Below are 11,775 nucleotides of genomic sequence, written 5' to 3'. Positions count from 1 at the left end.
CGCGTCAGCTCACCGCGCTGAGGCGTCGCTCCGCCAGAAGCGGCACGGCGATCTCGCGCGCGGCGCGGCGCGCGGTCGTGACGGCTCCGATCGAGACGACCTCGGCGCCGAGCGATGAGGCCAGGATCTCGGGTGCCGGCAGATGCAGCTCGGTCGGCAGCACCTCGCGCGCAGCCGTCACCACCGGAGCGACGCTCTCGGCGACCGCCCCGCACACGATGACCCGAGTGGGGTCGTACATGCTGCCGAGCACGCCGACGACGCGTGCGAGCGTGGCCCCGACGCGCGAGGTCGCGAGCAGCGCCTCGGGGTCGCCCGCGGCTGCCGCGGTCAGCACGATCCGCGGATCCACTCGGTCGTCCGCGGCGAGCCGGCCGATCGCCGAGTCCGCGGTGATCTCGGCGCTCGCGACCGCTGCACGCACCTCGTCCTGCAGGGCGTAGCTGAGTCCGAAGGCCGATCCGACGCCCACGATGTGGTCGAACACGATGCCCTCGCCCACGCCGCCGTGCGCGCCGTGCAGAACGTGTCCGTCGACGACGACACCCCCGCCGAAGCGTTCGCCCGCGAGCAGGGCGACGTAGTCCCGGCATCCGACCGCCGCCCCCACCGAGCCCTCGGCGATCGCGGCGAGCTGGGCGTCGTTCTTGATCTCGACCGCGGGCGCCCAGTCGGCCAGGGCGTCGGCGAGGCCCGGGTTCGTGCGCTCCCAGAATCCGTCGGGATGCGGGGGAGAGATGCCCGCGCGGTTCACGGGCGCCGCGACGCCCACGCAGATCGCCAGGATCGCCTCGCGTGAGACGTCGGCCTCGGCGAGCGCCTGCTGCATCTGGTCGAGGATCGTCGCACGGCGGGCGGCCGCCGACTGGGTCGAGTCGATGTCGGTGCGGTGGTGCACGAGCGTGCGATCGAGCAGATCGGCGACCGTGACGGCGAGGTGGTTGTCACCGGCATCCACGCCGATCACCACGCCGAGGTCGGACGCGAAGCGGAAGCGCCGCGCGGGTCGGCCCGCGCGGTAGCTGCCCGCGGCTCTCGCGTTGGGCAGTTCGCACAGCACGCCGGCCCTGAGGAGCGTGTCGATCGCGTCGATCGCGGTGGAGCGGGTCATCGACGCGCTCGCCATGACCTCGGTCGCGGTGAACTCGCCGGCCGTCCAGGCGAAGTCGAGGACGGCGCCGACGCTCGCCCGCCCGGTGCCGAGGCCTGCGGAGGCTTCTGTCACAGGTCTTGACCTCACTCTCGTCCAGATGAGAGAGTACCCTTCATCGAAGTAAATTCGCTCACTAGATTTAGTCTGCGGATCTACAGGACGAAAGGACAACGGTGTCTGTGAAATCCCCCTCCGTCGCGCGAGTGGCGGGTGCAGCGATGGCCCTCGCGCTCGTCGGCTCGGCCCTCACCGCGTGCGCCCCCGGCAGCGGCGCCGAGACCATACGCTTCACGTTCAACAAGCGTGAGGCGATCGCCTTCATGACCGATCTCGTCTCCGAGTTCAACTCCTCGCAGAGCGACGTGCGCGTGGAGATCGACACCTCGGGGCCCGACGTCATCTCGGCGAGTTTCGTGCGGGGCAACCCGCCCGACCTCATCCTCGGCAACTACAACTACGAGATCGCGCGCTTCGTGCAGCGCTGCACGCTCATCGATCTCTCCGACACCGATGCCGCGGCATCCGTGCGTGACGACCTGCAGCCTCTGATGGACCAGTACGGATCGTGCGAGGGCCGCACCAGTGCCCTCCCGTACTCGGTGATGGCCGCGTCGGTGATCTACAACAAGGAGATCTTCGAGGCCCAGGGGCTCGAGGTGCCGCAGACGTGGGACGAGCTGATCGCCGTGTGCGACCAGCTCAAGGAGGCGGGCATCGACCCGTTCTACGCGACCTTCAAGGACGACTGGACAGTCGGCCAGGGCTGGTACGACTACAGCATCGGCGGCTCGCTCGACACGATCGAGTTCTTCGACCAGATGGCGGACGAGGGCGCGGCCGTCGGCCCCGACTCGCCCGTCTCGTTCGAGAAGGACTTCGCGGGGCCCATGGAGCAGATGATGCAGCTCGCGAACGAGTACACCAACGAGGATGCTGCGAGCCGCGGGTACGGCGACGGCAACCTGGCGTTCTCGAAGGGCGAGGCCGCGATGTACATGCAGGGGCCGTGGGCGTTCAGCGAGATCGCGAAGACCGCGCCCGACCTCGACCTCGGTACGTTCCCGCTGCCCATGACCGACGACCCCGACGACCTCGGAGTGCGCGTCAACATGGACCTGGGCGCCATGATCCCGGAGGGGTCGAATCATCAGGAGGCGGCCAAGAAGTTCCTCGAATACCTGTATCTGCCCGAGAACATCGAGGCTTACAACGCCTCGCAGCTCGGATTCACTCCCACGAAGGATGCCGCCGCACCCGACGATCCCCGTATCGAGGGGATGATCGAGTACTACGAGGACGGGCAGATCTATCAGGGCCCCTCGGTGCTCGTGCCCAAGACCATTCCGGTCATGAACTACGCCCAGGCGATGGCCCTGGGGGCGTCGACGACCTCGACGCTGCGCACGATGGACGCGGACTGGGCACGCATCGCCTTCCGCGCACCCATCCCCAAGTCCAACGATGCGGCCGCCGGCGAGACAGAGGAGTCCGCACCGTGAGCACCACCGCCACCTCGAACGCCACGAGGCCGAACAGCCCGACCACCGATACGACGTCGATCGTCACGGGGCAAGGACGCACGCTCCGGCGACGCAAGGGTCGCGTCGAGCCGATCTACTACTTCTTCCTGGTCCCCACCCTCATCATCTTCACGCTCGCCATCACGGTGCCGGCGGTCATGGGCATCTTCTTCAGCTTCACCGACTCGATCGGCATCGGAGAGTGGAGTTTCAACGGGCTGACGAACTACATCGCGATGTTCAGCGATCCCGCGATCCTGCAGAGCTACCTCTTCACGTTCGGCTTCTCGATCGCGACGGTGATCGTCGTCAACGTGATCGCCTTCCTGCTGGCGGTCGGTCTGACCTCCCGCATCCGCTTCAAGACCGGGCTGCGCACGATCTTCGTGATCCCGATGGTGATCTCGGGCATCATCATCGCCTACGTCTTCAACTTCCTGTTCTCCAACTCCCTCCCCGCCGCGGGCGCCGCCGCCGGCATCCCGTGGCTCGAGACCAGCCTGCTGGCCAACCCCGATCTCGCCTGGGTCGCGATCGTCATCGTGACCGCCTGGCAGGCCGTGCCCGGTGCGCTGCTGATCTACATCGCGGGACTCCTGTCTGTCCCCGGCGAGGTGTACGAGGCGGCGAGCATCGACGGCGCGAGCAAGACGCAGCAGCTCACCCGCATCACGATCCCGCTGGTCGCCGGCTACGTCGTGATCAACGTGATCCTCGGGTTCAAGGGATTCCTCAACGCCTACGACATCATCGTCGGCCTCACCAACGGCGGGCCCGGCACCTCCACCCGCAGCGTCGCGATGACGATCATCGCGGGCTTCAACGGCGGCGACTACGCCTACCAGATGGCCAACGCCACGATCTTCTTCATCGTCGCGGTGCTCATCTCCCTGCTGCAGCTCTCGCTGACCCGCGGAAGGAACGCACTCTGATGTCGACGCAGACACTCACCACCATCCCCGCCTCGGGCAAGAAGCCGCGCGTTCGCATGGAGCGCGTCAACTGGTCGGGCACGATCATCCTGATCCTGGCCGCCGTGACCGTGCTGCTGCCGCTGTACGTCACCCTGTCGATGGCCTTCAAGACCACCGGACAGGCGGTCGACGGCAACGCGTTCTCGCTGCCGGCCCCGTTCAGCATCGACGGGTTCGTCGAGGCCTGGAACCTCACGAAGTTCCCAGTCGGCGCCGCGATCTCCCTGCTCGTCACGGCGGGCACCGTGATCGCGACCATCGTTCTCGCCGCGTTCGCGTCGTACGCGATCGTGCGCAACTGGGACCACCGCCTCTTCCGTTGGTCGTTCTTCTACCTGCTCGCCGCGATGTTCATCCCGTTCCCCGTGGTCGCGCTGCCGCAGATCCAGCTGACCGGCTGGGCCGGGCTCGACAACCCGTTCGGCGTGATCCTCCTCGCCACGATGTTCCAGCTGAGCTTCAGCGTGCTGCTGTTCACGGCGTTCCTGAGGTCGATCCCGCTCGAGCTCGAGGAGAGCGCGCGCATCGACGGCGCCTCGACCTGGCAGACGTTCTGGCAGCTGATCTTCCCGCTGCTCGCACCCATGAGCGCCACAGTAGGCATCTTCGCGTTCCTGTACGCGTGGAACGACTTCATGATGCCGTCGCTGATCATCTCGGATCCCGCGATGCAGACCCTCCCGGTGCGGCAGAACCTGTTCCAGACCCAGTTCAGCAACAACTACAACGTGTCGTTCGCCTCATACCTGATGGCGATGGCCCCGGCGATCCTGGCCTACCTGTTCACGCAGCGCTTCGTCATGGAGGGCGTCACCCAGGGAGCCGTCAAGGGCTGACACCTGCGTTTCGTCTCGCTTCGCTCGCTCAACGACCAGCAACCCGGTCGTTGAGCGAGGCCGGCGGAGCCGCCCGAGACGAAACGCCGCCCACACCAGACCGCAACAAGAAGGAGCAACACCCCTCATGACCGATGCGCTTCTCACCGAGACCCGCGACGAGACCCACGACGACACGACGGCCGCATGGTGGCGACAGGCCGCCGTCTACCAGATCTACCCCCGCAGCTTCGCCGACGCGAACGGCGACGGACTGGGAGACATCCCCGGCATCGTCTCTCGCGCCGACTACCTGCGCGACCTCGGCATCGACGCGGTCTGGCTCAGCCCGTTCTACCCCTCCGCGCTGGCCGACGGCGGATACGACGTGGCCGACTACCGCAATGTCGACCCGCGCCTGGGCACGCTCGAGGACTTCGACGAGATGGTCGCCGCACTGCACGAGCGCGGCATCCGCGTCGTGGTCGACATCGTGCCGAACCACTCGTCCGACCTGCACGAGTGGTTCCAGGAGGCGCTCGCCGCAGGCCGCGGCTCGGCCGCCCGGGAGCGGTACATCTTCCGCGAAGGATCGGGCCCGGACGGCTCGGAGCCGCCGACCGACTGGACCGCCGCCTTCGGCGGATCGGCGTGGGAGCGGGTCGAGGACGGCCAGTGGTACCTGCACAGCTTCGCCCCCGAGCAGCCCGACTTCAACTGGGACCACCCCGAGGTGCGCGAGGACTTCCTGAAGACCCTGCGCTTCTGGTCGGACCGGGGAGTCGACGGGTTCCGCATCGACGTCGCGCACATGCTGACGAAGGACCTCACGGAGCCGCTGCCGAGCAGCGCCGAGCTCGAGGGCATGCCGCACGACGGCAATCACCCGCTGCACGACCGCGACGACGTGCACGAGATCTACGCCGAATGGCGCCGTGTGTTCAACCAGTACGACCCGCCCCGCACGGCCGTCGCCGAGGCGTGGGTCAGCACTCCGGAGCGTCGGGCGCGGTACGCCTCGGCCGAGGGCCTGGGCCAGGCGTTCAACTTCGATCTGCTGGTCGCCGACTTCGACGCGACGCAGTTCCGCACGATTATCAGCGACAACCTGGCGCAGTCGGATGCCACGGGATCATCGACCACGTGGGTGCTGTCGAACCACGACGTCACGCGTCACGCGACGCGCTACGGTCTCGCCCCGATGGCCGGACGCACGGGCGTCAAGCAGGGCGTCGAGTGGGTCGCCGCGGGCGGCCCGGAGGACCAGCTCGACCGTGAGCGCGGTTTGCAGCGCGCGCACGCCGCGACGCTGCTGCTGCTCGGTCTGCCCGGCAGCACCTACCTCTACCAGGGCGAGGAGCTCGGGCTGCAGGAGGTGGCCGAGATCCCGGCCGAGCAGCGCCAGGACCCCGCGTTCTTCCGGGGCGCGGTGTTCGACGGCCTCGGACGGGACGGGTGCCGCGTGCCGCTGCCGTGGACCGCATCCGGTTCGTCGTTCGGATTCGGCTCGGGCGAGGCGCACCTGCCGCAGCCGGAGTGGTTCGGCGAGTACGCGGTCGACGTCGAAGAGGCGGACCCGTCGTCGACCCTGTCGCTGTACCGCGAGGCTCTGCGGCTTCGGCGCGTGCTGCAGACGGGCGAGCGCCTCGAGTGGATCGAGACCGGGCGCGCCGACGTGCTGCGATTCGCTCGCCCGAACGGGTGGCAGGTCGTGACGAACTTCGGCTCCGAGCCGTTCGACCTCGGGGCGGATGCCGCGGACGTCGTGCTCGGATCCGTCGAGGGTGGTGCGCTGCCGGCGGATTCGACGGTCTGGATCGCGCCGGCGGGGCTGGTCGACTGACACGCTCCGTCTCGTCGCTGCGCTTCGCGCTCGGCGACCGCCGGATCCGCGCCACCTGCATGGTGGTTTGACGGATGCAGGCCGAGAACACGGTTTCTCGGCCTGCATCCGTGATCGGGACATGCAGGTGGGTGGGGGACCGATTTGATAATGGTTCTCATTAGCTCGTAGACTGCGAATATGAAGAAGCCCGTCCTCGCCCTTGCATTCGTGTCCGCCGCAGCTCTCGCGCTCGCCGGATGCTCATCGGCCCCCGCCGCGGGAGAGGGCGACGACTCCGCGATCCAGGTCGTGGCGAGCACCAACGTGTACGGGTCGCTCGCGGCGCAGATCGGCGGCGACCGGGTCGACGTCGAGTCGATCATCACCTCTGCGTCGCAGGACCCGCACTCGTACGAGGCGTCGGCCCGCGACCGCCTGACGGTCAAGGACGCCGACCTCGTGATCGAGAACGGCGGCGGCTACGACTCGTTCATCGACACATTGCTGCAGGACGCCGCAGACGTGCATGTCGTGACGGCCGTCGAGTCCTCGCACGACTACCCGGGCAACGAGGGGCACGACGCCGACGAGCACTCCGAAGACGAGCACGCCGCCGAGGGCGAGCACTCCGAGGAGGAGCACGCCGCGGAGGAGGATGCCCACGACCACGAGCACGCCGAGGGCGAAGAGGGTCACGAGGGTCACGATCACATCGAGGGCTTCAACGAGCACGTCTGGTTCGACCCGCACACGATGGTGCACGTGGTCGAGGCGATCGCCGCCGAGCTTTCTGCGATCGACCCCGACGGCGAGGCCGATTTCACCGCCAACGCCGAGAAGATCACCGCCGACCTCGAGGGCTTCGAAGCCGATCTCGAGGCACTGAAGGCAGACGCCGCGGGCGCGAACGTCATCATCACCGAGCCGCTCCCCGGCTACATCGCCGCCGCGGCAGGACTCACCGACGTGACTCCCGAAGGCTTCGCGGAGGCTGTCGAGGAGGGCACCGACGTGGCACCCGCCACTCTGCTCGCCACGCTGCAGCAGGTCGAGGGCGGCGAGGTCACGGCTGTGCTCACCAACGCGCAGACGGGCGGTGCCGAGACGCAGCGCGTGGAGGACGCCGCGACGGATGCCGGAATCCCGGTTGTCGCGTTCACGGAGCTGCTGCCTGACGGATCGTCGTACTCTGAGTGGATGAGTGACGCGATCCAGAGCCTCGCCGACGCCCTCCAGTCGTGAGTGGCGCCCCTCGACACGATCAGGGGCCCACGGGCGCAGCCCAGGGATCTTCCGGTGACGCACATGGGCGCGGGCCCGTGCTGCAGGTGCGCGGTGCTGCTCTCCGCCGCGACGACCGCGAGCTCTGGGCGGGCCTCGATCTGACGGTCGAGCCGGGGGAGTTCATCGCGGTGCTCGGCCCCTCCGGCTCGGGCAAGACCACCCTGTTGCGCAGCATCCTGGGGCTGCAGCCGCTGTCGGCTGGGACCATCGAGGTCGGCGGCGAGCCTGTGCGCAAGGGCAACCGGCGCATCGGCTACATCCCGCAGCAGCGATCTCTCGCGCCCGACACGAGCATGCGCGCGCGGGACCTGGTCGCGCTGGGAGTGCAGGGCAGTCGATTCGGCTTCCCCGTCCCGCACCGCGGCGACAAGGCCAAGGTCGATCAGCTGCTCGCGGCGGTCGGAGCCTCGCACTACGCCGATCGCCGTGTCGGACTGCTCTCGGGCGGCGAGCAGCAGCGGCTGCGCGTCGGTCAGGCGCTCGCCGACGAGCCCTCGCTGCTGCTGTGCGATGAGCCCCTCTCGAACCTCGACCTCGCGAACCAGCTGGCGGTCACCGACATCATCGACCGCCAGCGCCGCGAACGCGACGCGGCGGTGCTGTTCGTGACGCACGACGTGAATCCGATCCTGGGCCGCGTCGACCGCATCCTCTACATCGCGGGTGGTCGCTTCGTGCTCGGCACCCCCGAAGAGGTGCTGCAGACCCGCGTGCTCACCGAGCTGTACGGCACCCCCGTATTCGTGCTGCGGGCGGGCGACAGGCTGGTCGTCGTCGGCGTTCCGGATGCCGAGCCGCACCACGAGCACGCGCACGACCACGACCACGGGGGTGCCGCATGACCGTCATGACCGGCATCGTGCCCGCCGTCGACTGGAGCGACGTCTTCTCGTTCCAGGACTACGGCGAGCTCGTCGCCCTGCTCGCGAACTCGATCATCGCGGGAGCCGTGCTCGGCATCGTCGGCGGACTGATCGGCGTCTTCGTGATGCAGCGCGATCTCGCGTTCGCGGTGCACGGCGTCAGCGAGCTGTCGTTCGCCGGTGCTGCGGCAGCACTGCTGTTCGGCGGCAGCGTGGTCGCCGGGTCGCTCGGCGGAGCGCTCGTAGCCGCGATCCTGATCGGCGTGCTCGGCGCCAAGGCCCGCGACCGCAACTCGATCGTCGGCGTGCTCATGCCGTTCGGTCTGGGTCTCGGCATCCTGTTCCTCTCGCTCTACGACGGGCGCAGCGCCAACCGCTTCAGCCTGCTGACGGGCCAGATCGTCTCGGTGTCGAGCCCCGATCTCGGCTGGCTGCTCGGCATCAGCATCGTCGTGCTCGTCGGGCTTCTGCTCATGTGGAACCCGCTGCGCTTCGACTCGCTCGACCCCGAGTCGGCCGCGGCCCGCGGTGTGCCCACCCGCGCGGTGAGTCTGCTGTTCATGGTGCTGCTCGGGCTGATCGTCGCCGTCAGCGTGCACATCATCGGCGCGCTGCTCGTGATGGCGCTGCTCGTGACGCCCGCCGCGGCCGCGATGCGCATCACCGCGGGGCCGGTCGCCGTGCCCCTGCTCGCGGCGCTCTTCGGCTTCGTGTCGGCCGTCGGCGGCATCCTGCTCGCGCTCGCCGGCACCCTGCCCGTGAGCCCGTACATCACGACCCTGTCGTTCACGATCTATGCCGTGTGCTGGATCGTGCAGCGTGCCCGCGGCGGTGTGCGCCGCGTGCGGGCCTGACGGCTGCTTTCGAATCGCGCACTTTGCAGGAAATCGGTCCCCGGATCTGCAAAGTGCGCGATTCGAAAGCCCGAGGGCAGCTCCCAGGGCCCGGTAAGGGCGGCGCGCCTAGAATCATGGGTATGGCTCAGCGGAACACCTGGCAGCGCGAACGCGTGCGCGAAGCACTCGCCGACGCGCGCGGCTTCGTCAGCGCGCAGAGTCTGCACGCCTCGCTCCGCGACGACAACACGGGCATCGGCCTCGCCACGGTGTATCGCGCGCTGGCCGGACTCGCCGCCGCAGGCGACGCCGACTCGCTGCAGAGCCCCGAGGGCGAGGCGCTCTACCGCGCCTGCACCACTCAGGGCCACCACCATCACCTGATCTGCCGCAACTGCGGGCTCACCGTCGAGATCGAGGCGACCGACGTCGAGCAGTGGGCGCACCGCACCGCGGCCCTGCACGGGTTCACCGACGCCGCACACGTCGTCGACATCTTCGGACTCTGCGCTCCCTGCAGCAACAAGCGCGACGCAGAAGAGGCAGCGAGAGCGTGACCGTTCAGGCCACCGCGCGACCGGGCCATGCGCACGGTCCCCACCGCTCGCCCGTGCGCCCGCCGCGTTCGCCGTGGGTCGGTGTCGGCCTCGGCGCCGCGATCGTCGCCGCACTCTTCCTGATCGATCGCTTCCTGCCGACGCTGTTCACCGCCAGCCTCCCGACCAGAGCGCAGGACGGACTCACCCTCGCGCTGAGCGTGCTCATCGAGGCGCTGCCGTTCGTGATCCTCGGCGTGCTGCTGTCGATCGTGGTGCAGGTGTGGCTGCCGGCCGACGTCATCCATCGCTGGCTGCCGAAGCGTGCGTGGGCGAGGCGAGCCGTGCTCTCCCTGCTCGGGATGCTGATCCCGGTGTGCGAGTGCGGCAACGTTCCGTTCGCCCGTGGCCTGATGATGCGGGGCCTCGCCCCCGCCGAAGCGCTGACCTTCCTGATCGCGGCCCCGATCGTGAATCCGATCGTGATCCTCACCACGCATGCGGCGTTCGGCTTCGACGACGGCATCCTGGTCGCCCGTCTCATCGGCGGCTACCTGATCGCGAACCTGATCGGCTGGATCTACAGCCGTCACCCCTCGCCCGACTCCCTGCTCACGCAGCGCTTCGTCGACACGTGCGAGCGCGTGACGCATGAGCCCGGCACCCCGGTGCGACGCAGCCTCACCCAGTTCCTCGTCGAGCTGCGTGCGGTCATGCCGGCCCTCGTGATCGGGTCCGCGCTCGCCGGAGCCGTGCAGGTGCTGATCCCTCGCGACCTGCTGCTCGCGATCGGGTCGAACCCGGTGCTGTCGATCGTCGCGATGATGGCTCTCGCGATGACCGTCGCGATCTGCTCGAACGTCGACGCGTTCTTCGCGCTGTCGTTCGCGTCGACCTTCTCGTCGGGCGCGCTCGTGGCCTTCCTGCTCGTCGGTCCGCTCGTCGACGTCAAGATGCTCGCTCTCATGCGCACGACGTTCACGACCCGCACTCTCGCCGGGATCGTCGGCGTGGTCGTGCTCGCCGCCTTCGTGATCGGAATCGGGGTGAACGTCCTTGTCTGAGCATGCCTCCGCGCACTCATCGGCGCTCGAGCGTTCGGCGCGCCGCCGCGCCCTCGGCAGTCGGTGGCTGGGCATCGGCCTCGCGACGCTCGTCGCGGTCGTCACTCTCGGCCTCGGCCTCACGGGGCGCCTGAATCTCTACATCAGTCCCGAGTCGATCTGGTTCGCGTGCGCCGCAGCCGTGGTCACGCTGGCCGGTGCGATCTGGTCGTTCACGCTGCCGCTCGGCTCGGAGGGCGACCACGATCACGGGCACGACCATGGCACGCCTCACGGCGCCGAACGTGATGCCGACGCCCCCGCGGCTCCCCGTCGGTCGCTGGCTCTCGCGGGTACGGTGACCGGAGGGGTCGTGGCCTCGGGAGTCGTCGTCGCGGCTCTCGTGCTGCCGCCCGCCTCGCTGTCGGTCGACCTCGCGATGTCCCGGGTGGGCGAGCAGACAGCGCTCTTCGCGGGCGCCGACGACGTGACGCTCGGCGTCGCCGACACCGCGACGTTCGGTGTGGGGGACTGGGCCAGCGTCTTCGCGACCGCGACCAACACCGCTTCGTACGACGGCAAGACGGTCACCCTCACGGGCTTCGTCACGCCGGCCGACGACGAGGGCGTCAACCTCACACGCATGGTGATCACGCACTGCGTGATCGACGCGCAGCCGGCGACGGTGCCCGTCACGATCGATGCCGGTGAGTTCGACACGGGTCAGTGGGTCGAGATCGAGGGCACGGTCAAGGCGGATGCCGACGGCGCGCTGCACGTCGACCCGACGACCGTGACCGCGATCGACGAGCCCGGGGACCCGTATGAGTACTGACGACGAGCGCCCCGAGGCGCCCGCCGTGCCGCGCACGCGCGCCGAGATGCGCGCCGCCCGCGAAGCAGCGGAGGCCGCATCCTCCCGGTCG

11 protein-coding genes are annotated in these 11,775 nt (G+C 68.9%); 10 read left to right on the top strand and 1 reads right to left on the bottom strand.

Annotation, left to right across the window (positions count from 1 at the left end; genetic code table 11):
* Positions 1–4: 4 nt before the first annotated feature.
* Positions 5–1,225 (bottom strand): ROK family protein, encoded by a 1,221-nt coding sequence (locus RWO82_RS12855; protein ID WP_314427681.1) that lies wholly within the window; start codon positions 1,223–1,225, stop codon positions 5–7.
* A gap of 146 nt (positions 1,226–1,371) precedes the next feature.
* On the opposite strand from RWO82_RS12855, the gene RWO82_RS12850 reads away from it, so the two are divergent.
* From RWO82_RS12850 to RWO82_RS12805, 10 genes are all read left to right on the top strand, one after another.
* Complete coding sequence (locus RWO82_RS12850; RefSeq protein ID WP_314427678.1) at positions 1,372–2,652, top strand: ABC transporter substrate-binding protein; 1,281 nt, start codon at positions 1,372–1,374, stop codon at positions 2,650–2,652.
* Positions 2,653–2,711: 59 nt separating this feature from the next.
* Entirely contained in the window at positions 2,712–3,605 is an 894-nt protein-coding gene (locus RWO82_RS12845) for a sugar ABC transporter permease (RefSeq protein WP_314427690.1), read from the top strand.
* A complete protein-coding gene (locus RWO82_RS12840; RefSeq protein ID WP_314427675.1) occupies positions 3,605–4,483 on the top strand; it encodes a carbohydrate ABC transporter permease in 879 nt (292 codons plus the stop codon). Before RWO82_RS12845 ends, RWO82_RS12840 begins: the two co-directional genes overlap by 1 nt.
* A gap of 127 nt (positions 4,484–4,610) precedes the next feature.
* Entirely contained in the window at positions 4,611–6,305 is a 1,695-nt protein-coding gene (locus RWO82_RS12835; protein WP_314427672.1) for a glycoside hydrolase family 13 protein, read from the top strand.
* A gap of 180 nt (positions 6,306–6,485) precedes the next feature.
* Positions 6,486–7,529, top strand: coding sequence for a metal ABC transporter solute-binding protein, Zn/Mn family (locus tag RWO82_RS12830; RefSeq protein WP_314427670.1), 1,044 nt, complete (start codon positions 6,486–6,488; stop codon positions 7,527–7,529).
* Positions 7,530–7,606: 77 nt separating this feature from the next.
* Complete coding sequence (locus RWO82_RS12825; protein ID WP_314427668.1) at positions 7,607–8,413, top strand: metal ABC transporter ATP-binding protein; 807 nt, start codon at positions 7,607–7,609, stop codon at positions 8,411–8,413.
* Positions 8,414–8,418: 5 nt separating this feature from the next.
* Positions 8,419–9,288 (top strand): metal ABC transporter permease, encoded by an 870-nt coding sequence (locus tag RWO82_RS12820; protein ID WP_314427687.1) that lies wholly within the window; start codon positions 8,419–8,421, stop codon positions 9,286–9,288.
* 122 nt (positions 9,289–9,410) lie between these two features.
* Positions 9,411–9,827: a transcriptional repressor gene (locus tag RWO82_RS12815; protein ID WP_314427666.1), complete on the top strand. Its 417-nt coding sequence runs from the start codon at positions 9,411–9,413 to the stop codon at positions 9,825–9,827.
* 53 nt (positions 9,828–9,880) lie between these two features.
* A complete protein-coding gene (locus tag RWO82_RS12810; protein ID WP_314427684.1) occupies positions 9,881–10,870 on the top strand; it encodes a permease in 990 nt (329 codons plus the stop codon).
* On the top strand, positions 10,863–11,684 hold the full coding sequence (locus RWO82_RS12805) for a TIGR03943 family putative permease subunit (RefSeq protein ID WP_314427665.1): 822 nt from the start codon (positions 10,863–10,865) through the stop codon (positions 11,682–11,684). Before RWO82_RS12810 ends, RWO82_RS12805 begins: the two co-directional genes overlap by 8 nt.
* Positions 11,685–11,775 lie beyond the last annotated feature (91 nt).

This window comes from uncultured Microbacterium sp. (assembly GCF_963521645.1).
Lineage (GTDB): Bacteria > Actinomycetota > Actinomycetes > Actinomycetales > Microbacteriaceae > Microbacterium.
The sequence above is the reverse complement of the archived record's forward strand: the minus strand, read 5'-3'. Positions and strand labels throughout refer to the sequence as shown.

Excerpts from the sequence above, each read along its gene's own strand:
- RWO82_RS12840 (WP_314427675.1), top strand. The coding sequence starts at position 3,605 with ATGTCGACGCAGACACTCACCACCATCCCCGCCTCGGGCAAGAAGCCG.
- RWO82_RS12830 (WP_314427670.1), top strand. The coding sequence starts at position 6,486 with ATGAAGAAGCCCGTCCTCGCCCTTGCATTCGTGTCCGCCGCAGCTCTC.
- RWO82_RS12815 (WP_314427666.1), top strand. The coding sequence starts at position 9,411 with ATGGCTCAGCGGAACACCTGGCAGCGCGAACGCGTGCGCGAAGCACTC.
- RWO82_RS12850 (WP_314427678.1), top strand. The coding sequence starts at position 1,372 with ATGGCCCTCGCGCTCGTCGGCTCGGCCCTCACCGCGTGCGCCCCCGGC.
- RWO82_RS12820 (WP_314427687.1), top strand. The coding sequence starts at position 8,419 with ATGACCGGCATCGTGCCCGCCGTCGACTGGAGCGACGTCTTCTCGTTC.
- RWO82_RS12835 (WP_314427672.1), top strand. The coding sequence starts at position 4,611 with ATGACCGATGCGCTTCTCACCGAGACCCGCGACGAGACCCACGACGAC.